Origin of the sequence: uncultured Sphingomonas sp. (assembly GCF_937871615.1) — a bacterium.
GTDB lineage: Bacteria > Pseudomonadota > Alphaproteobacteria > Sphingomonadales > Sphingomonadaceae > Sphingomonas.
Genome location: NZ_CALMPA010000011.1, coordinates 45,544 through 64,430 on the forward strand (window position 1 = coordinate 45,544; position 18,887 = coordinate 64,430).

The 18,887-nt window shown below is 67.5% G+C and carries 20 protein-coding genes; 6 read left to right on the forward strand and 14 right to left on the reverse strand.

Going from position 1 to position 18,887, the window contains the following annotated elements; genetic code table 11:
- The first annotated feature begins 4 nt into the window (after window positions 1–4).
- Entirely contained in the window at window positions 5–1,426 is a 1,422-nt protein-coding gene (locus Q0316_RS01265; RefSeq protein ID WP_298668469.1) for an efflux transporter outer membrane subunit, read from the forward strand.
- Here the strand turns inward: Q0316_RS01265 and Q0316_RS01270 are convergent.
- Window positions 1,423–2,823, reverse strand: coding sequence for a short-chain fatty acyl-CoA regulator family protein (locus tag Q0316_RS01270; protein WP_298668472.1), 1,401 nt, complete (start codon window positions 2,821–2,823; stop codon window positions 1,423–1,425). The two genes, Q0316_RS01265 and Q0316_RS01270, sit on opposite strands and share 4 nt — an antisense overlap.
- 162 nt (window positions 2,824–2,985) lie before the next feature.
- On the opposite strand from Q0316_RS01270, the gene Q0316_RS01275 reads away from it, so the two are divergent.
- Together Q0316_RS01275 and Q0316_RS01280 are read left to right on the forward strand one after the other, a co-directional pair.
- Window positions 2,986–3,141: a hypothetical protein gene (locus Q0316_RS01275; RefSeq protein ID WP_298668474.1), complete on the forward strand. Its 156-nt coding sequence runs from the start codon at window positions 2,986–2,988 to the stop codon at window positions 3,139–3,141.
- Between the two features lie 96 nt (window positions 3,142–3,237).
- Window positions 3,238–4,833, forward strand: coding sequence for an isocitrate lyase (locus Q0316_RS01280; protein ID WP_298668477.1), 1,596 nt, complete (start codon window positions 3,238–3,240; stop codon window positions 4,831–4,833).
- A 147-nt stretch (window positions 4,834–4,980) separates the two neighbouring features.
- Here Q0316_RS01280 and Q0316_RS01285 read toward each other — a convergent pair whose 3' ends face one another.
- The 4 genes from Q0316_RS01285 to Q0316_RS01300 all read right to left on the reverse strand — a co-directional run bounded on the left by Q0316_RS01285 (window position 4,981) and on the right by Q0316_RS01300 (window position 8,993).
- Window positions 4,981–6,348 carry an L-serine ammonia-lyase gene (locus tag Q0316_RS01285; protein ID WP_298668480.1) on the reverse strand — a complete coding sequence of 456 codons (1,368 nt, stop codon included), beginning with the start codon at window positions 6,346–6,348 and terminating at the stop codon, window positions 4,981–4,983.
- Between the two features lie 65 nt (window positions 6,349–6,413).
- Window positions 6,414–7,730 carry a HAMP domain-containing sensor histidine kinase gene (locus Q0316_RS01290; RefSeq protein ID WP_298668483.1) on the reverse strand — a complete coding sequence of 439 codons (1,317 nt, stop codon included), beginning with the start codon at window positions 7,728–7,730 and terminating at the stop codon, window positions 6,414–6,416.
- On the reverse strand, window positions 7,730–8,398 hold the full coding sequence (locus tag Q0316_RS01295; RefSeq protein ID WP_298668485.1) for a response regulator: 669 nt from the start codon (window positions 8,396–8,398) through the stop codon (window positions 7,730–7,732). The genes Q0316_RS01290 and Q0316_RS01295 overlap by 1 nt, the downstream gene beginning before the upstream one ends.
- Before the next feature lie 61 nt (window positions 8,399–8,459).
- Window positions 8,460–8,993 (reverse strand): hypothetical protein, encoded by a 534-nt coding sequence (locus Q0316_RS01300; RefSeq protein ID WP_298668488.1) that lies wholly within the window; start codon window positions 8,991–8,993, stop codon window positions 8,460–8,462.
- 172 nt (window positions 8,994–9,165) lie between these two features.
- On the opposite strand from Q0316_RS01300, the gene rph reads away from it, so the two are divergent.
- Window positions 9,166–9,879, forward strand: coding sequence for a ribonuclease PH (rph, locus tag Q0316_RS01305; protein WP_298668491.1), 714 nt, complete (start codon window positions 9,166–9,168; stop codon window positions 9,877–9,879).
- Entirely contained in the window at window positions 9,876–10,502 is a 627-nt protein-coding gene (gene rdgB / locus Q0316_RS01310; protein ID WP_298668494.1) for an RdgB/HAM1 family non-canonical purine NTP pyrophosphatase, read from the forward strand. The genes rph and rdgB overlap by 4 nt, the downstream gene beginning before the upstream one ends.
- A gap of 120 nt (window positions 10,503–10,622) precedes the next feature.
- Here rdgB and Q0316_RS01315 read toward each other — a convergent pair whose 3' ends face one another.
- Window positions 10,623–11,492, reverse strand: coding sequence for a 3-hydroxybutyryl-CoA dehydrogenase (locus tag Q0316_RS01315; protein WP_298668500.1), 870 nt, complete (start codon window positions 11,490–11,492; stop codon window positions 10,623–10,625).
- Window positions 11,493–11,564: 72 nt separating this feature from the next.
- Here Q0316_RS01315 and Q0316_RS01320 point away from each other — a divergent pair, with 72 nt between their 5' ends.
- Window positions 11,565–11,726, forward strand: coding sequence for a hypothetical protein (locus Q0316_RS01320; RefSeq protein WP_298668503.1), 162 nt, complete (start codon window positions 11,565–11,567; stop codon window positions 11,724–11,726).
- On the opposite strand, the gene Q0316_RS01325 is transcribed toward Q0316_RS01320, so the two are convergent.
- From Q0316_RS01325 to flgG, 8 genes are all read right to left on the reverse strand, one after another.
- Entirely contained in the window at window positions 11,699–12,607 is a 909-nt protein-coding gene (locus Q0316_RS01325) for a flagellar motor protein MotB (protein WP_298668506.1), read from the reverse strand. The genes Q0316_RS01320 and Q0316_RS01325 overlap by 28 nt on opposite strands.
- A 64-nt stretch (window positions 12,608–12,671) precedes the next feature.
- Window positions 12,672–13,535, reverse strand: a complete 864-nt coding sequence (gene motA, locus Q0316_RS01330; protein WP_298668509.1) for a flagellar motor stator protein MotA — start codon at window positions 13,533–13,535, stop codon at window positions 12,672–12,674.
- A gap of 111 nt (window positions 13,536–13,646) precedes the next feature.
- Window positions 13,647–14,537 carry a flagellin gene (locus Q0316_RS01335; RefSeq protein ID WP_298668511.1) on the reverse strand — a complete coding sequence of 297 codons (891 nt, stop codon included), beginning with the start codon at window positions 14,535–14,537 and terminating at the stop codon, window positions 13,647–13,649.
- A complete protein-coding gene (gene flgK, locus Q0316_RS01340) occupies window positions 14,537–15,883 on the reverse strand; it encodes a flagellar hook-associated protein FlgK (RefSeq protein ID WP_298668513.1) in 1,347 nt (448 codons plus the stop codon). Before flgK ends, Q0316_RS01335 begins: the two co-directional genes overlap by 1 nt.
- Entirely contained in the window at window positions 15,883–16,224 is a 342-nt protein-coding gene (locus Q0316_RS01345) for a rod-binding protein (RefSeq protein WP_298668516.1), read from the reverse strand. The genes flgK and Q0316_RS01345 overlap by 1 nt, the downstream gene beginning before the upstream one ends.
- Window positions 16,221–17,372, reverse strand: a complete 1,152-nt coding sequence (locus Q0316_RS01350) for a flagellar basal body P-ring protein FlgI (protein WP_298668518.1) — start codon at window positions 17,370–17,372, stop codon at window positions 16,221–16,223. Before Q0316_RS01350 ends, Q0316_RS01345 begins: the two co-directional genes overlap by 4 nt.
- Window positions 17,372–18,070, reverse strand: a complete 699-nt coding sequence (locus Q0316_RS01355; protein ID WP_298668755.1) for a flagellar basal body L-ring protein FlgH — start codon at window positions 18,068–18,070, stop codon at window positions 17,372–17,374. The genes Q0316_RS01350 and Q0316_RS01355 overlap by 1 nt, the downstream gene beginning before the upstream one ends.
- A gap of 17 nt (window positions 18,071–18,087) precedes the next feature.
- On the reverse strand, window positions 18,088–18,876 hold the full coding sequence (gene flgG / locus Q0316_RS01360; RefSeq protein ID WP_298668520.1) for a flagellar basal-body rod protein FlgG: 789 nt from the start codon (window positions 18,874–18,876) through the stop codon (window positions 18,088–18,090).
- Window positions 18,877–18,887: the final 11 nt, after the last annotated feature.

The window sequence follows — 18,887 nt, forward strand, 5'->3', positions numbered from 1 at the left end:
AAAAATGCGTACCCCCCTGATCCTTCTGCCGCTTGTCGCGCTGGCCGCCTGTACGGTCGGCCCCGATTATGGCGGCCCGGCACCCGCCGGCGCGGCCCGGCCCCCGGCCGGATTCGTCCGCGCCGCGGACGGCACGATCAACGCCGCGCCCGGTGTCGCGCCATGGTGGAACACGCTGGGCGACACCGCGCTTGACGAGCTGGAGCGCCGCGCGCTTGCCGCCAACCCCAATGTGCAGATCGCCGAGGCGCGGCTGAAACAGGCGCGCGCGTCGATGCGGCTGGAGCGGGCGAACGGCCTACCGAGCGGCAATGCGCAGGCAACCTTCGTCCACGCGCAATTGCCCGGCGTCAACTTCGGCGGATCGGGCGGGGGCGGATCGACCGCGCTCAACCTTTATAACGCCGGCTTCGACGCGAGCTGGGAGATCGATCTGTTCGGCGGCCAGCGCCGCAAGGTGGAAGCGGCGCAGGCTTCGATCGGCGCGGCTGAGGCCAGGCTCGCCGATGCGCAGGTGTCGCTGACCGCCGACATCGCCCAGACCTATATCAACCTGCGCGATCGCCAGCAGCGCATCGTGCTGGCGCGGCAGGCAGCCGAGCGCCAGCACGCGATGCTGAAGCTCACCGAACAGCGCCACACCGCCGGCACCGCATCGGCGCTGGATGTGGAACGGCTGCGCAATCTCGCCGAGCAGAGCGACGCCGCGATCCTGCCGCTCACCGCCGAGCGTGACGCCTATCTCAACGCGCTCGCCACGCTGGTCGGCGAGGCGCCGGGCGCGCTCGATGCGGTGCTGGGCGATACGCGCGCGGTGCCGCTGCCTCCGGCGCAAGTCGCGGTGGGCGATCCCGCCGCATTGCTCCAGCGCCGCCCCGACGTGCGCGCGGCGGAGCGTCAGCTTGCCGCGGCAACCGCGAAGATCGGCGTGGCGGAAGCCGCGAAATTCCCCCGGCTCAGCTTCATGGGGTTGATCGGGATCGGCGGCAGCAAGCCAGGCGACCTGTTCGATCTCGGCAATCTCTCCGCGATCGCCGCGCCGCAACTTTCGTGGAACTTCCTCGATTTCGGGCGCAATGCCGCGCGGGTCGGGCAGGCGGAGGGCGCGCGTGACGAGGCGGCGGCGCAATATCGCGGCGCGGTGCTGGGGGCGCTGCGCGACGCGGAGGATTCGCTCTCGCGCTATGCCGCGCGGCGGCTGACGGTGGCGAGCGCGGCGCGCAGCCTCGCCTCCGCCGATCGCGCGGCGCGGTTGATGCGCCAGCGCTTCGACGCCGGCACCGCGACGATGATCGACGTGCTCGATGCCGAGCGCCAGCGCGCGTCCGCCGAACAATCGCTGAGTCAGGCGACCGCCGTGATGACGAACGACTATATCGCGATCCAGAAGGCGCTTGGCCTCGGCTGGGAAACCGCCAGGCCTTAGTCTTCGGCGAAGCTGAGCGCGGAGAGGCCGCGCTCCCGATCGTTGACCAGCAGCGCGCGCCCCTCGGGCGCGGCGGAGCGTTGTGGGCAGGCGGCGCGCAGGCAGGCACGGCAGCCGAGCCCGATCGGCGTTGCCGCACCGCTCAGATCGAGCCCGCGCGCGGCGGCCAGCCCCGCCGAATGCGCCGCGGCGACGCCCAGCCCGACGGCGAATTCCGCCACCACCTCATGCGGGGCGGCATCGGCGCGGCCACCGGGCGCGCCGACAGCGCGCGCCTGCATCACCCAGCGCGCGCCATCCTCCAGCTCCACCAGTTGCACCGCGAGGCCGCCCGGCCGATCAAACGCGCGATGCAGCCGCCACAAGGGGCAGCGCCCGTTCGCCTCCACCAGCGCGGCCCCGCTCGCCCCGGCGTAACGCTTCGACACCTGCCCCGCGCGATCAATGCGGATCATGAAAAAGGCAAGGCCACGCGCGCCGACACGTTGCAGCGTGGTCAGCCGGTGGGCAACCTGCTCGAAGCTCGCGCCGAAGCGGCGTTCGAGCAGGCTCACGTCATAGCCGGTCGCCTCGCACGCCCGCAGGAAACGCGCATAGGGCATCATCACCGCGGCGGCGAAATAGCTCGCGAGATGGCGGCGGAACAACCGCTCGGCGTTGCGATCGGCGAAGCCCGCACCACGCGCGAGCGCGTCAATCTCCGCCCGCGCCTCAAGCTGCGCGAGTTGCGCCGCCAGCGCGAAGGTTCGCGCGGGCGGATCGAGCAGTTCATTGAGCTGCAATTGCCGCGCGTGGAGATCGAGGCGACGTAGCAGATCGGGCATCACGTCCGCCGGGAGGATGCGGATCGACAGGCCGTGCCTGACGCGCAGGCGCTCCACCAGCCCGGCGTAGAGATCCGCGCCGACCAGCCGCACCTCATCGGCGAGCGATTCCGCCGCCGCGTCGAGATCGGGGAAATGGTTGCGCCAGCGTTCGATCTCGCGGCGCACCGCGGTCATCGCATCGTCCCGCGCTTCTCCGACCGCCGCCACCCCGCCACCGGCGCGATCGAAGGCCCGCGCGAACGCCTCCGCCCCGCCGGGCGCGGCGGCAAGCCATTCCTCCACCTCATGCCGGTCGATTTCCAGATCGGCGAACAACGGATCCGCCAGCCGCCGACGGATCGCCGCCGCGCCCCCGCCCGGCTCGCCCGCCGCCAGCGCGCGCGGATCGAAATCGAATTGCTCCGCCAGCCGCACCAGGAGCGCGGCGGGAAGCGCGCGCTGGTTGCGCTCGATCAGGTTGAGATAACTCGGCGAGATCGCGAGCATCTCCGCCATCGCCGCCTGTGTCAGCCCAGTGCGCCGCCTGAGCCGCCGCACCGCATGACCCGCCAGCAGCTTGTCCCGCGCCATTGCCCTACCTTTTCGTAAAATACTTTACAATAATACTCATATTAACGCGTTTCACGCCACCGCGCGACACGATTTCGGTGCGATTACGGCTCTTGCGGCGCGTTTTCGTGGATTATCACACTTCCATCCGGCGGCCACGCCGAACGAAGCAGGAGCCACGACATGACCAAGGAGCCACAGCGCGCCCGCGCCGTGTTTTCGACCGAGGACTTCGATCTGATGAAGGAAGCGGTCGCCAGCTACGTGAAGCAGATCGCCGACGATCCGCGCTCGGCCAAATTCTCAAACCTCTATCACCGCCTCGGCCGCCTCGGCTGACCACCAGTTCCTGGGGAGGAAAGGTGTCCGCCGGCGCCGCGCGCGTCGGCGGACATTTCCAGCGCCCGGCCAGCATAGTCGAAGGAGCAATATTCCGTGACCTATCAGGAAAAGATCGCCGGCGCCGACACGCTGATCCGCAGCTTCAACGGAAGCTGGGACGGGATCGACGCGGAGGCGGTGGCGCGGATGCAGTTGCAGAACCGCTTCCGCACCGGGCTGGATATCGCGCGCCATACCGCCGCGATCATGCGCCGCGACATGGCCGCTTATGACGCCGATCCGGCGGCCTACACCCAGTCGCTCGGCTGCTGGCACGGCTTCATCGGGCAGCAGAAGCTCATCTCGATCAAGAAGCATTTCGGCACGACCAGGGGGAAATACCTCTATCTCTCCGGCTGGATGGTCGCGGCGCTGCGCAGCGATTTCGGCCCGCTGCCCGATCAGTCGATGCACGAAAAGACCAGCGTTCCCGCGCTGATCGAGGAACTCTACACGTTCCTGAAGCAAGCCGATGCGCGCGAACTGGGCATGATGTTTCGCGATCTCGATGCCGCGCGCGAGAGCGGCAATGAGATGGAGGCGCAGCGCCTCACCAACGCGATCGACAATTACGAAACGCATGTCGTGCCGATCATCGCCGATATCGACGCAGGCTTCGGCAATGCCGAGGCGACCTATCTGCTTGCCAAAAAGATGATCGAGGCCGGGGCCTGCGCGCTCCAGATCGAGAATCAGGTGTCCGACGAGAAACAGTGCGGCCATCAGGACGGCAAGGTCACCGTGCCGCACGAGGATTTCCTCCAGAAGGTCCGCGCCTGCCGTTATGCGTTCCTCGAACTGGGCGTGGACGACGGGATCATCGTCACGCGCACCGATTCGCTCGGCGCGGGGCTCACCAAGCAGATCGCGTACAGCACGGAAAAAGGCGATCTGGGCGATCAGTATAATGCCTTCCTCGATTGCGAGGAGGTGACCGACCTTTCCACCCTGCGCGGCGACGTGGTGATCGAGCGCGACGGCAGGCTGATGCGCCCGAAGCGGCTGCCGTCGAACCTCTATCAGTTCCGCGAGGGCACGGGCGCGGATCGTTGCGTGCTCGACTGCATCACCAGCCTTCAGAACGGGGCGGACCTGCTGTGGATCGAGACGGAGAAGCCGCATATCGAGCAGATCGCCGGCATGGTCGATCGCATCCGGGAAGTCGTGCCCAATGCGAAGCTGGTTTATAACAATTCGCCTAGCTTCAACTGGACGCTCAACTTCCGCCAGCAGGTCTATGATCGCTGGGCGGCGGCGGCGAAGGACGTATCATCCTATGATCGCGCGCGCCTGATGAGCGTCGATTACGACGATACCGATCTGGCACGCGAGGCGGACGAGCGCATCCGCACCTTCCAGAAGGACGCGGCGGCGCGGGCGGGGATCTTCCACCACCTCATCACGCTGCCGACCTATCACACCGCCGCGCTCAGCACCGACAATCTCGCCCGCGAATATTTCGGCGACGCGGCTATGCTGGGCTATGTCAAAAGCGTGCAGCGGCAGGAAATCCGCCAGGGCATCGCCTGCGTGAAGCACCAGAACATGTCCGGCTCCGACATCGGCGACGATCACAAGGAATATTTCGCTGGAGAAGCCGCGCTGAAGGCCGGCGGCAAGCACAATACGATGAACCAGTTCGCGGCGTAGTTCGCACGCAGGTAGCGATGCAACCTGCGAGACGAACAAGCCCGGCCGGCGGCGGGTGCCCGCACCCGCCGGTCGACGGCGCGGCTCCGCCGCGACGCTACTCCCTCAACAGCCCCTCCCCTTCAGGGGAGGGGCTTGCTCGCCCCCTCAACATTCCACCACGTTCACCGCCAGCCCGCCAAGGCTCGTTTCCTTGTATTTCGAGCGCATGTCCTCGCCGGTCTGGCGCATCGTCTCGATCACCTGATCGAGGCTGACGATATGCCGCCCATCGCCATGCAGCGCGAGATAGGCGGCGTTGATCGCCTTGATCGCGCCCATCGTGTTGCGCTCGATACACGGAATCTGCACCAGCCCGCCGATCGGATCGCAGGTGAGCCCGAGGTTATGCTCCATGCCGATCTCCGCGGCATTCTCGATCTGCGCGTTCGTCCCGCCGAGCGCCGCGACCAGCCCGCCCGCCGCCATCGAACAAGCGACGCCGACCTCGCCCTGGCACCCCATTTCCGCCGCCGATATCGACGCGCGCTTCTTGTAGAGCATCCCGATCGCCGCCGCCGTCAGCAACAGCCTGCGCACGCCTTCGCGCGTCGCGCCATGAACAAAGGTTTCGTAATAGCGCAGCACCGCCGGGATCACCCCCGCCGCGCCATTGGTGGGCGCGGTGACGACGCGGCCACCGGCGGCATTTTCCTCGTTCACCGCCAGCGCCCACAGGCTCACCCATTCGAACACGATGCTGGGGTCGCTGCGCGGACCGCGTTCGAGCAGCTTCTCGCGGATCGCGCGCGCGCGGCGCTGCACCTTGAGCCCGCCGGGCAGTTCGCCGGTCGCCGCGCAACCGCGCTCGATCGAGCCGCTCATCGCATCGCGCACGCGATCGAGGAACGCGTCGGTCTCCGCATTGTCGCGCCACGCCCGTTCGTTGGCGCGGACGATATCGGCGATCGCCAGCCCCTCCGCCGCGCCGATCGCGAGCAATTCCGCCGCCGATCCGAACGGATGGCGCGGCTGGCGATTGGCGCGTTCCGGCTCGGCGCCCTCCTGCCGGATCACGCCGCCGCCGATCGAATAATAACGCCGCACGACCTCGCTGCCGTCGTCGAGTGTCGCGGTGAACACCATCGCATTGGGATGCGCAGGGAGGAAGCCGGGGCGGAACAGCAGATCGCCCGCGATATCGAACGCGATTGGCACGCGCCCATCGAGCGCCAGCCGTCCGTCGGCACCGATCGCCGCGACCAGCCCCTCGATCGCGGCGGGATCGACCGCCTCCGGCGTCTCGCCCGACAGCCCGAGCAGCACCGCGCGATCGCTATGGTGCCCGCGCCCGGTGAGCGAGAGCGATCCGAACAATTCGCACTGCACCCGCGCCGGCACCAGCCCGGCATCGACGATTTCCCGCGCGAACGCCTTGGCGGCGCGCATCGGGCCGACGGTATGCGAACTCGACGGGCCGATCCCGATCGTGAACAATTCGGTGACGCTGACCGCAGACGGCTGGTCGGAGGGCATGAAACGCTTTCGTTGGAGCAAAGACGCGTCTTAAGGCGGGAGCCGCGCGGGTGGAAGGGCGCGCGCTACGGCAAAGGCGTCGCGTCCAGCCGCAGCCGGAGCAGCGCCCCGCCCGCCGGGCTGCTGCCGGTTTCGAGGCTGCCGCCGCACACGCCAAGGATTCGCTCGACGATCGACAGGCCCAGCCCCGCGCTGTCGCTGCGCGCGGTATCTCCCCGTCGAAAGCGTCGCGCGGCGGTATCGCGCGCATCGACCGCGAGGCCGGGGCCATCATCCTCCACCGTCAGGCAACCGTCCGCCGCCGCCGACACGACGATCGCCGAGCCGGGCGGGGTATGGCGCACCGCATTGTCGATCAGGTTGGCGATCGCGATCTGCAACAATTCCGCCACCCCGCGCACGCGACGCGGTGGCTCGTCCGGCTCCTCGAAGGCGATGCTATGGCCGGAACGATAGACGATCGGCACCATCGCCTCCACCGCGTCGCGCGCGACCGCCACCGAATCGACCATGCCAAGCTCGGGATGCAGCCGGTCGATCGCGGCAAGGTCGATCAACTGGCGGATGACGTGATTGGCCTGATCCACCGCGCGCCCGATCTGGTCGCGCTCGGGCGTCGCCGGAAGCTGCTCCAGCCTAAGCGAGATCAACGCGAGCGGGGTGCGCAGTTCATGCGCGACATTGCCGATGAAATCGCCCTGCGCGCGATACCCCGCCTCCAGCCGACCGAGCGCGCGATTGGTGGCATGGACGAGCGGCATCGCCTCGGTCGGCATCCGCGCCTCCTCGATCCGCGCGTCGAGCCGGGGCAGGCCGATCGCATCCGCATCGGTCGCCGCGTCACGGAACCTGCCGGTCACATGGCGCAGCACGATGAACGACAGCAGCAGCGACCCGAGCAGCGCCGCGCCGATCACCCAGGCGAAACGCCGGAGGAAGGAGCGGACCACGTCGTCGACGATTTCTTCGGGATGCGTGCGATCCTGCGCCACCACCACCCATCCGCGCGCGCCGCTGGCCAGGTTCACCGGGCGGGTGAGCACGTCATAGCGGCCCCAGGTGCCGAATGTCCGCGCCGGCCCATGCGGCAGATCGGCGAGATCGAACGGCAGCACCCGCGGACGCGCCAGCAGCGCATTTCCCTGCGCATCGAACAGGGCGAAGAAGCGGTTGCCGCGCTCGTGCGACGCCGGCCGTTCCCCCACCGCGCTGCCGTGCGCGAAGGCGGTGGCCTCGCGCTCGAGCCGAGCGGAGACGAAGGCATTGGCGGTGTCGTTCAACATGCGCGACAGCAGCAGCGGCAGCGCGATCGCCACGATCAGGATGATCGCGATCTGCCCGAGGAGCAATTTGCCAAAGAGGGAGCGTGGAAGGCGCGGCATCAGGCGGTGGATAGCATGTAACCTATCCCGCGCACCGTCTGCACCTTCACTGCCGCGCAGTCTTCGAGCTTGCGGCGCACGCGATGGACATAAACGTCGACCGCGTTCGAGCCAAGCGCGTCCCCTGCGCCGAACAGTTGATCGGCCAGCACGCGCTTGGGCACGACATGCCCCGCGCGGCGCATCAGCAGTTCGAGCAGTTCGATCTCGCGCACCGACAGCGACACCGGCGCATCGCCCGCGCGCACCTCGCGGCTGCGCGTGTCGAGCGTCAGATCGGCGGCGCGAAGCACATCCTCGACATAGCCGCCCTGCCGCCGCAGCACCGCCGCCAGCCGGGCGTGCAGCTCGACGAACAGGAACGGCTTGACCAGATAATCGTCCGCGCCGCTTTCTAGCCCGAGCACCCGCATCTCGCCCGTACCGCGCGCGCTGAGCACGATGACCGGCACGTTGAGGCGCCGCGCGCGCAGACGGCGGAGCAGCGCCAGCCCATCCTCGTCTGGCAGACCGAGATCGAGCACCATCGCCGCGTAATCGGTGGTGGTGACAAGCTGTTCGGCATCGCGCGCGGTGGTCGCGATGTCGCACCGGATGTCGCGCCCGAGAAACGCCGCAGCCAGCGCCTCGGCCAGTTCGGCATTGTCGTCCACGATCAGCAGCCGCACGCGCTCACCTCCCGGCTCGAGACCCGCACCGTTCGCTCATCAGGCGCGCACCGCCGCCCGCTCATCGCGATGGCGCGAAGGTTGCGTTCAGCGTGCCGCCACCGGGAAGCTGGCACTGGCCTTCGCCGCCGCCGCCCATCCCGCCGGATGGCCGGATCAGCGTGAAGCGGCAGCGCATCCGCCCATCCGGGCCAGTGAGATTGGCGAGAACCTTGCCCGAATAATGCGTCAGGAATTCCTGTGACGGACCCCAATAGCCCCAGCCACCCCAGCCACCCCAGCCGCCGCGCCAGTAACCGCGCCGGCCATAGAAGCCGCCGCCCATCGGCCCCCAGCCGGCCCAGAGCGGGCCGAGATCGTCGACACGCGTTTCGCTGGTGATCTGGAAGAAGGTGCCGGTATAATTCTGGCCGTTGCTGAGCTGCGCCATCATCTCGCCGGTGCGCGCGCCCTGCGCCTTCCAGCTAAACGTCGCGGTCAGCCCCGACGCGCCCGAATCGCCCACGCCGGTGCCGGTGGTGGTGCAGCCCGCAAGCGCCCCGGCGGCGATCAGCGCCACCAGCGGGAGCACCGGGAATTTCGAAACCGTGGTCATCGCCATCACTCCTGCAACCCCGGTGGCGCGCCTGCCGCGCGCCAGCAGCATATTGTCTCACCCGATGCTGACAGGCGCCTTACGCCCTACGGGTTTTCACGCAGGCCCGGCCATTGCCACCGCCCGGCGCACCTCGTAGGGCCGCTCGCCGGAACCACAGGAGATTTCAGGGATGCGTCCCAGCGGCCGCGCGGCAGATCAGATGCGCGCAATCACCATCGAACCCCGCTTCACCCGCCATGCGGAAGGATCGGTGCTGATCGGCTTCGGCGACACGAAAGTGATCGTCACCGCAAGCATCGAGGAACGCGTTCCCCCCTTCCTGCGCGGCAAGGGCCAGGGCTGGGTCACCGCCGAATATGGCATGTTGCCCCGCGCCACCCATACGCGCGGCAGCCGCGAGGCGGCAAAGGGCAAGCAATCCGGCCGCACGCAGGAAATCCAGCGGCTGATCGGGCGATCCCTGCGCGCCGTTACCGATATGGCCGCGCTCGGCGAGCGCCAGATCACGCTCGATTGCGATGTGATCCAGGCCGATGGCGGCACCCGCACCGCCGCCATTTCCGGCGCGTGGGTGGCGCTCAGGCTCGCGGTCAACGGGTTGCTGCGCGACGGCAAGCTGACGAGCGATCCCATCACCCAGAAGGTGGCGGCGGTGAGCTGCGGCATCTTCCAGGGCAATCCGGTGCTCGATCTCGATTACGACGAGGATTCGAACGCCGACGCCGACGGCAATTTCGTGCTGCTCGAAAACGGCCATATCGCCGAAGCGCAGGCCACCGCCGAACACGCCACCTATGACGAGGAATCGCTGCTGCGCCTGCTGCGCCTCGCGCGGATCGGCTGCGGCGAGATCTTCGCGGCACAGGCGAGGGCGGTCGCGTGAGCGGCGAAGGCCGGGAGCCGCAGGCGATCCGCAAACTCGCGGCGGGCAAGCTGGTCATCGCCAGCCACAATCCGGGCAAGGTGCGCGAGATCGCCGAGCTGCTTGCCGGCCACGGGCTGGAGGTGGTTTCGGCCGCCGCACTCGACCTGCCCGAGCCGGAGGAGACCGGCACCACATTCGTCGCGAATGCCGAGCTGAAGGCGCGCGCGGCGGCGGACCTGTCCGGCCTCCCTGCGCTGGCTGACGATTCGGGGCTGTGCGTTGCCGCACTCGATGGCGAGCCCGGCATCTTCTCGGCGCGCTGGGCGGGCGAGACGAAGGACTTTGGCGAGGCGATGCGCCGGATCGAGGGCAATCTCGCGCGGATCGACGATGCGCCGCGCGACGCGCATTTCGTCTGCGCGCTCGCGCTCGCCTGGCCCGACGGCCATGTCGAATGGTTCGAGGGCCGCGTCGACGGCACCCTCGTCTGGCCACCGCGCGGGGAGAAGGGCTTCGGCTATGATCCGATGTTCCTCCCCGATGGCGGGAGCGAGACGTTCGGCGAGATGGATCAGGCGAAGAAGCACGCGATCAGCCACCGCGCGGATGCGTTCCGGCAATTGGTAGCGGCGGTGTTCTGAATCACCTTAAGCCCCTCCCCTTCAGGGGAGGGGTTGGGGTGGGGCAGTCAAAGGGATAGCCTCGGTGAGACATCCCCCACCCCCTACCCCTCCCCTATAGGGGAGGGGCTTTAAGCAGGATCAGCGCGTCGGAACCGGCGCGTCGCCCGAATAATCGTAGAAACCGCGCCCGGTCTTGCGGCCATACCAGCCGGCCTCGACATATTTCACCAGGAGCGGCGCGGGGCGGAATTTCGGATCGCCGGTGCCCTCGTGCAGCACGCGCGTGATCTCAAGGCACGTATCCAGCCCAATGAAATCAGCGAGCGTCAGCGGCCCCATCGGGTGATTGAGGCCAAGCTGGCAGGCGAGATCTATGTCGCGGATCGTCGCCACGCCCTCGCCCAGCGCGAAACACGCCTCGTTGAGCATCGGCATCAGGATGCGGTTGACGATGAAGCCCGGCGCATCATTGGCATGGACCACCTGCTTGCCGAGCGCGCCCGCGAATTCCTCGACGCGCTTCACCGTCGCATCGGCGGTGGCGAGCCCGCGGATCACCTCGATCAGCCCCATCACGGGGACGGGATTGAAGAAATGCACCCCGATGAAGCGCGCCGCATCGGGCGATGCCTGCGCCAGCCGCGTGATCGGGATCGAGGAAGTGTTCGACGCGAGCACCGCATCCTTGCCCAGCACCTTGCTCACTTCGGCGAAGATCGCGCGCTTGATCTCCTCGCGCTCGGTCGCCGCCTCGATCACCAGCGCGCACGGCGCCATCGCCGCCACGCCATCGACCGGCTCGATCCGCTCCAGCACGCGATCGCGCGTCGCGGCGTCGATCTTCTCTTTCTCCACATCGCGGGCGAGCCGCTTGGCGATGCCCGCCTTGCCAGCCTCGGCGCGCGCCTTGTCGACATCGGCGAGCAGGACGCGATAGCCCGCCTGCGCGGCGACCTGCGCGATCCCCGCACCCATCTGCCCCGCACCGATCACGCCAACTGACTGCATCTACGCCTCCATGAATTACGCGGGCTCGCATAGCGGGTTTCGCGCGCCGCGCCAGCCGGGTAGGATCGGGCGATGCGCTGTTGCCGGATGATCCCCGCGCTGATCCTGCTCGCCGGCTGCTCCGCCGAGCCGGCGAACGTCACCTCGCGCACCGGCCCCGCCGAAGTGCGCGAACGCCCGGTCGCGAATAGCAATATGCCGGATGCTCAGCGGCCGAACACGCCCGCGCGATAAAGCAGGGTGATCGCCACGCGGCGGTTGCGCGGGTCGCCGGGATCATCGGTGATGATCGGCTCGCGATCGGCGACGCCCTCGATCCGGTTGAAGCGCACCTCGGGAATACCGGCGAGCGCCAGCCGCCGCCGGGTCGCCTCGGCGCGGCCGGTGGCGAGCGTCCAGTTGTTCATCGCGCGCGGATCGCCATAGGGCACCGAATCGGTATGCCCGCGGATCATGATCGGATTGCTCGTCTTGCCGATACTGTCGCCGACCATCCCGATCAGTTCAGACGCCGCCGGCTCCAGCACGGTCGTGCCAAGCGCGAACATCGAATAATTGGCGTCGTCGATCAGATCTATGCGCATCCCGTCCTGCGTCATCACGAAGCGGATATGGCGGGATAGCCTGGCGAGATCCTTGCGCGCGCCGATCTGCTCCAGCACCTTGCGGCGCAGTTCGGCGAAGTTGCGCCGGTCCTCCGCCGCCACCGCCTCCGGGCTGCGCAGCGAGCCTTTCTTGCCCGCGCCCATCATCTTTCCGCCCGCCTCATTGTCGATCCGCGCGACGAGCGTTGGGAGGCGCGAATTGCCTTCCTCCGGCCCGGTCTTCTGATCGCTGACGACGGATTTGCCCCCGAACAGGCCCGAGCCGCCGATGCCGAGCGATTTGGTGTTGAGCACGGTGGGCGCGAAATAGTCCGCGATGCCCTTGCGCTGCTTCTCCGTCGTCGCGCCAAGCAGCCACAAGAGCAGGAAGAACGCCATCATCGCGGTCACGAAATCGGCATAGGCGACCTTCCACGCCCCGCCGTGGTGGCCGCCATGGCCCTCGATATAGACCTTCTTGTAGATGATCTTGGGCGGCTGGTTGGTGCCGTGCGGCGCGCGCGCGGGCATTATTCGGCGCCTCTGGCGCACCGGCGTGGTCCGGCGCCGCCCATCGACGTGAGCCGATCAGGCATCACCGCCCCCGCAAGCCATCGAACACTTCGGCGAAGCCGGGCTGGTTCTTGTGTGCGATGCCGGAGCGCGCGGCCTCGATCACCAGCGGCTGCGGATGGCCGTGGAGCGAGGCGATGATGATCTGCTTCACCACATTGTAGATCGCGGCATCCGCCTCGATCACCTGCTTCAGCCGGTTGGCGAGCGGATTGACGATGCCATAGGCGAGCAGCACGCCCATGAAGGTGCCGACCAGCGCCGATCCGATCATCGCGCCGAGGATCGACGGCGGCTTGTCGATCGACCCCATCGTCTTGACGATGCCCAGCACCGCCGCGACGATGCCGAGCGCGGGAAGCGCATCGGCCAGGCTGCTCAGCGTGTGCTGCGGCCCCTCCACCTCATGGTGATGCGTCTTGATCGCATTATCCATCACCTCCTCCACGGCATGAACGTCAAGCGTGCCGGAGGAGACGACGACGAGCCGCAGCGTGTCCGCGATCAGGCTGACGAGCGTATGATCGGCGACAAGCCGGGGATATTCGGCGAAGACGGCGGAAGATTTCGGGTCTTCGACATGCGGCTCAAGCGCGATCGGCCCTTCCATCCGCAGCATCTTCATCAGCTTCGACACGAGGAAGATCGTGTCGAGATAATCCTGCTTCTTGTATTTCGGGCCTTTGAAGACCTTGCCCAGGCCCGCGCCCATCGCCTTCAGTTCCTTGCCCGAATTGCCGATGATGAGCGCACCGGCGGCGGCGCCGCCGATAATCAGCATCTCGTGCGGAATGGCTTCGAACACCGGCCCCAGCGCGCCGCCGGTGATCACGAAGCCGCCGAAAACCATCCCGAGGAGAACAACAAGGCCAATGGCCGGAAACATCGAGCAACCCCCCAGGGCAAACAGAAATCCGATTCGTGGTTATCGTGCGTTCGTCGCCATCAGGTTAACCACCGTTGTTTTTGGTTGATCGACGCGATGCCACGCGCCGGATCAACGCAGATATTGGAACAGCGACATGCCGGAGAGCTTGGAAAAGCTCGCCTGCGTCGCCTGCAGCACGGTCATCGTCTTTTGCAAATCGGTGATCGCGGTCGAATAATCGAATCCGTCGACATCGGTGCGCGCAGCCGAACGATCAATCTTCGCGCTTTCGATCTGCCCCGCGACGATATCGACCCGCGCCGCGCGCGCGCCGATCGACGCCTGCGTGCCGGTCACCTGATCGGCGACCTTGCGCAGCGTATCAGTCGCGCTCGCCGGGATATCGGTATTGGCGTTGAGCGCGGCGATCATCGCGGTGATCGCGGTGCCCAGATCGCTCGTGCCGGTCTTTAGGAAACCCGCGGCGTTGTTGCCCGGCTGCACCGACTGGCCGTCGCCGATCGGGATCGACGCCGCCTCGCCGCTACCGAAGCCGAGCGAGCCATCGGCATTCTGCACCACCGCCGGTCCGCCCTCGCTGCCGCCGAACAGCGGCCCGCCGCGAATGTCGCTGGCGTTCGCGGTGGTGAGAATCGTGGTCAGGATATCCTTGAGCTGGCTGGCGACCGCGGCCTTGCCCGCCGGCGTGATCGTGCCGCTTGCCGCCTGGACGAGCAGCGTCGAAACCTGCTGCAACTGATCGCCGATCTGGCCGAGCGCCGAATCCGATTGCGCCAGCACCGATTTCGCGATCGACACATTGCCGGAATATGCCGTGTCATTGGCGTCCGCGCGCGACAGATCCTGCAGCCGCTGCCACGCGAGGCTGTTGTCCGACGGCGCGAGGATGTTGGTCTGCGCGGTGATCTGCTGATTGGCGCGGGCAACCTGCGCGGTGAGCGAACGCATCGACGCAGCCGAGCGATCATAGAACAGATTGGTGGAAGGAGCGATCGTCATCAGTGGATATCCAGAATCGACTGGAAGGTATCGCGCGCCACCTGGATGATGCGGCTCGACGCGGAATAGGCTTGCTGAAACCTGAGCAGATCGACCGCCTCGGTATCGAGATCGACGCCGGAAACCGCATCGCGCGCCGAAATCGCGCCATCATGGATCGCGCCCTGCGCGGCGGCCACGGTATTGCGGCTCTGTAGCGCGGCGGCATTGGTGGAGATCATAGTCGTCAGCTTGTTCTCGAACCCGGCGGTGGTGCGCAGGCTGTCGAACTGGAGGATGTTGCTGTTATCGCGCGTGCCCCCGCCCACGGCGGCGGCGGCGATGCCCGAAGGATCGGCGAGCGCGAGCGATATGTCGGTCGGCGCGGCGCCGACGGCGAACATCGGCTGGCCGGCATTGTTGTTGAGATCGCGCCCCTGCGCCTGAAGCGCGTTGACGCCGCTCACGAAGCTGGTCGCAAGATTGTTGAGTTGATCGCGGGTGTCGGCGATGCGCTGCGCCCCGTCGACGATGCCGCCCAGCGCCCCACCGTTCGGCGCGAGCGCGGCATAATCGCCGCCACGCTGCACCGCGAAGGATACGGCGCCCGATGCGTTGCGCGCATAAGTGACGGTCGCGGCATCATTGCCCGATACGAGCACCGGCCCGCCGGAGCCGCCCGCACGGACGGCGGCGCGGCCCGCCGCGTCGAACGTGACGTTCACGTCAACCAGCGCGCTCATCTGATCGAGGATCGCGTCGCGCTGGTCGGAGAGGCTGGCGGATTGCGCACTGTTCGCGCCGACACGCCCCAGCCCCTCGTTCACCTTGGCGAGCGATGTGGCGAGCGCGTTGAGGCTGGCGGTCGCCTGATCGGCGGTGGCATCAAGATCGGCGGTCACCTGCGCCAGCGCATCGCCCGTCGCGGCGAACGCGCCGGCAACGGTGGTGGCGTTTTCCAGCATCGTCGCGCGCGGCCCGCTCGATCCCGGATCGGCGGCGACCGCCTTGGCGGCGTTGAAGAAACTCGTCAGGCTCGTCGAAAGGTCAGGCCCGGTAAGCGCGGACTGGATGCGACCGAGCCACACCGATCCCGCCTCTGTCCGCGCGAGGTCCGCGCCCGATGCGCGCACGGCGGCCGATTTGAACATGTCCGACGCGCGATTGACGCCCGCCGCGATCGAGCCATAGCCGTTCATCGCCGAGGCGGCGGTGAGCAGCCCCGCCGGCGCGGCGACCTCCTTCACGTTGATCGAGCGGCGCGAATAAGACGTATTGCCGACGTTCGCGATGTTCTCCGACACCGTCGAAAGCGCCGTCTGATACGTGCGCACGCCCGAAGCGCCGATGGAGAGCAGGTCGGCCATCAGCTTTTCGTGGAGCCATCATGGTTAAGATCGGGTTGCGATCGCGCGAGGAAATCGGTCATCGCCTTGCCGATGCCGATCGGCGCGTGCTGCGCCATCTGCTGCACGATCTTCTGATCCTGCATGTCGCGAAACGTATCGAGCGCTTTGCTGTCGAACAGCGGATCGGCAAGCTTTGCGCTGCGCATTGATTTCAGCATCATGCCGGTGAACACCGCCTCGAACTGCTGCCCCGCTTTCGCGAGATTTTCCTTCGAGGCCGCGCGCGACAGGCCGGTATCCAGCCCGGTCGCGCCGGTGATCTGCGTCTTGGCGACGGCGCTGGCGATCGTGTCGGTCATAGCACGATCAGCTCCGCCTTGAGCGCGCCCGCTTCCTTCAGCGCTTCGAGGATCGCGACGAGATCGGCGGGCGAGGCACCGATCGCGTTCACCGCCTTCACCACATCGGCCAGCTTTGGCCCCGGCGCGAGCAAGAACATCGGGCGGTGCTCCTCATCGACGGCGAGACGCGACTTCTGCTGCATCGCGGTCTGCCCCTGGCTGAACGGAGCAGGCTGGCTGATCCGCTGGCTTTCATCGATGCGCACGGTCAGCTTGCCGTGCGTCACCGCGGCCGGACCCACCCGAACCGCAGAGTTTATAACGACCGTTCCCGTCCGGGCATTAACGATTACTTTCGCGGGCGGCTCGGCGGCGACCACATCGAGGTTCTCGATCTCGGACATCAGCGTCGCGCGCACATCGGCGCCAACCGGCGCGCGCACCGAGACGGATACCGCGTCGGTCGCCTGCGCGGTGCCGAAGCCGAGCCGCTGGTTGATGACCGCGGCGACATTCTGCGCGGTGGTGAAATCGGCACGCGCGAGGTTGAAGGTGAGCGTCGGCGTCCGATCGAAGCCGGTGGCGACCGCGCGCTCGACGGTCGCGCCCTCGGGGATACGCCCGGTGGAGGGCACGTTGACGACGATCTGCGATCCGTCCTTCCCTTCCGCGCCCAGCCCGCCGACCGCGAGATTGCCCTGCGCCATCGCATAGACCTGCCCGTCCGCGCCGAGCAGCGGGGTCAGCACCAGCGCGCCGCCACGCAGCGATTTCGCCTTGCCGACCGATGCGACGGTGATGTCGATCCGCTGGCCGGGCTTGGCGAAGGCGGGCAGTTCGGCGGTAATCATCACCACCGCCGCGTTCTTGAGGCCGGGATTGACGTTCGGCGGCAGTTGCAGGCCGAAGCGCGAGGCGACCGCCTTCACCGATTGCACGGTGAATTCAAGGTTGTCGTCCCCGGTGCCGGGCAGGCCCACGACGATGCCGTAACCCGTCAACTGGTTGGAGCGGATGCCCTGAAAGCCGCCGAGATCCTTGATGCGATCGGCGCCGGCGGGATTGGCCGGCAGGATCGCGACAAGAAGCGCGATCAACGCGAGCCACCAGCCGCCGTGACGGCGGGTGTGGCGCGCGGAAAGGCGGGGCAGAACGAGGCTGGTCATCAGAACGGGCTCACCACCTGGAAGAAGCGGCTCAGCCAGCCCTGGCGGCTGGCGCGGGCGACATCGCCCCGGCCGGTATAAGCGATCTGCGCATCGGCCACGCGGGTCGACAGCACGTTATTGTCCAGGTCGATATCCGCGATCCGGACGATGCCCTTGATCTGGACCACCTCGTCCCCGCGATTGAGCGTGACATGTTTCTGGCCCTGCACCAGCATCGTGCCATTGGGGTAAACCTGCGCCACCGTCACCGAAATCGCGCCGGTGAGCGAATTGGCCTGATCGGTCGTGCCGGTGCCCTTGAAGTTGCGCGTGCCGCTCGCCGCGGCGTCGGTCGGCTTGAACAGCGAAAGCGGGCCGGTGCTGGGCGGGGTAAGGCCGAAGCCGCCACCCGAATCGAGCTTCGACGAGGCTGATTTGGATGCGGCGGTGCGCTCGACCAGCACGATCGTCAGCGGATCGCCGACCCGGCGCGCGCGCCATCCCTCATAGAGCGCGGCATAGCCGCCCGACGCCTGAAAGATCGCCCCGTTGGGCTGGGGCGCGGCCTCGGGCTGCGCCACGGGCGCGAGGCGGGCGGCGGAGAAATCCTCCGCCGGCCCCTTCTTGCCGAACAGCCTGGCATCGGCGGGCGACACCGCGACCAGCGCGACCGCGATGCCGATGCCGATGCCGGCGAGGGAATGTGAAGCGCGCATCATGTCCGATCCCGGCATCAGATGTTCTGGTTGACGTATTTGAGCATGTCGTCGGTCGCCGAGATCATCTTGGAATTGACCTCATAGGCGCGCTGCGTCTCGATCATGTCGACTAGCTCCTCGACGACATTGACGTTCGATGCCTCCAGCATCCCCTGCCGCACCGTGCCGCGCCCGCCCTCGCCCGGCACGCCCAGATTGGCGGCGCCCGACGCGGCGGTTTCCTTGACGTAATTGTCGCCCGCGCTTTGCAGGCCGGCGGCATTGGGGAAGTTCGCGATCTGGATCTGCCCCAGCGTCTGCGCGTTGCTCTGGCCCGGCACCGTCGCGGAAACGGTGCCGTCGGTGCCGATCGTGATCGAGGAGGCGCCTTCGGGTACGGTGATCCCCGGCATCACCTGATAGCCGTCGCTGGTGACGAGCAATCCCTCCGGCGAGCGCGAGAAATTGCCCGCGCGGGTATAGCCGAGCTGCCCGCCGGGAAGCTGCACCTGGAAATAGCCGTCGCCGTCGATCGCGAGATCGAGGCTGTTGCCCGTGGGGTTGAGCGATCCCGGCGTATCCATCCGCGCGGTGCCCTGCACGCGCACGCCGGTGCCGAGGTTCAGCCCGGTCGCATATTGCGTCGACTGGGTCGATTGCGCGCCGGGCGCGGTGACGGTCTGATATCCCAATGTCGCGAAGGCGGCGCGATCGCGCTTGAACGCGGTGGTGTTCACGTTCGCGAGATTGTTCGAGATGACGCGCATACGCATGTCCTGGGCATCCAGCCCGGTGCGCGCGATATGCATGGCGGCGGTGGTCATCGTTCAGTTTC

What these genes read in the sequence shown, in the direction of transcription:
- Q0316_RS01290 (WP_298668483.1), bottom strand. Translation starts at nt 7,730, where the DNA reads ATGCCGCGCCTTCCACGCTCCCTCTTTGGCAAATTGCTCCTCGGGCAG.
- Q0316_RS01320 (WP_298668503.1), top strand. Translation starts at nt 11,565, where the DNA reads ATGCGCTGTTGCCGGATGATCCCCGCGCTGATCCTGCTCGCCGGCTGC.
- rph (WP_298668491.1), top strand. Translation starts at nt 9,166, where the DNA reads ATGCGTCCCAGCGGCCGCGCGGCAGATCAGATGCGCGCAATCACCATC.
- flgK (WP_298668513.1), bottom strand. Translation starts at nt 15,883, where the DNA reads ATGGCCGACCTGCTCTCCATCGGCGCTTCGGGCGTGCGCACGTATCAG.
- Q0316_RS01345 (WP_298668516.1), bottom strand. Translation starts at nt 16,224, where the DNA reads ATGACCGACACGATCGCCAGCGCCGTCGCCAAGACGCAGATCACCGGC.
- Q0316_RS01350 (WP_298668518.1), bottom strand. Translation starts at nt 17,372, where the DNA reads ATGACCAGCCTCGTTCTGCCCCGCCTTTCCGCGCGCCACACCCGCCGT.
- motA (WP_298668509.1), bottom strand. Translation starts at nt 13,535, where the DNA reads ATGTTTCCGGCCATTGGCCTTGTTGTTCTCCTCGGGATGGTTTTCGGC.
- Q0316_RS01325 (WP_298668506.1), bottom strand. Translation starts at nt 12,607, where the DNA reads ATGCCCGCGCGCGCGCCGCACGGCACCAACCAGCCGCCCAAGATCATC.
- Q0316_RS01265 (WP_298668469.1), top strand. Translation starts at nt 5, where the DNA reads ATGCGTACCCCCCTGATCCTTCTGCCGCTTGTCGCGCTGGCCGCCTGT.
- Q0316_RS01315 (WP_298668500.1), bottom strand. Translation starts at nt 11,492, where the DNA reads ATGCAGTCAGTTGGCGTGATCGGTGCGGGGCAGATGGGTGCGGGGATC.
- Q0316_RS01285 (WP_298668480.1), bottom strand. Translation starts at nt 6,348, where the DNA reads ATGCCCTCCGACCAGCCGTCTGCGGTCAGCGTCACCGAATTGTTCACG.
- Q0316_RS01275 (WP_298668474.1), top strand. Translation starts at nt 2,986, where the DNA reads ATGACCAAGGAGCCACAGCGCGCCCGCGCCGTGTTTTCGACCGAGGAC.
- flgG (WP_298668520.1), bottom strand. Translation starts at nt 18,876, where the DNA reads ATGACCACCGCCGCCATGCATATCGCGCGCACCGGGCTGGATGCCCAG.
- Q0316_RS01355 (WP_298668755.1), bottom strand. Translation starts at nt 18,070, where the DNA reads ATGCGCGCTTCACATTCCCTCGCCGGCATCGGCATCGGCATCGCGGTC.
- Q0316_RS01270 (WP_298668472.1), bottom strand. Translation starts at nt 2,823, where the DNA reads ATGGCGCGGGACAAGCTGCTGGCGGGTCATGCGGTGCGGCGGCTCAGG.
- Q0316_RS01335 (WP_298668511.1), bottom strand. Translation starts at nt 14,537, where the DNA reads ATGACGATCGCTCCTTCCACCAATCTGTTCTATGATCGCTCGGCTGCG.
- Q0316_RS01300 (WP_298668488.1), bottom strand. Translation starts at nt 8,993, where the DNA reads ATGACCACGGTTTCGAAATTCCCGGTGCTCCCGCTGGTGGCGCTGATC.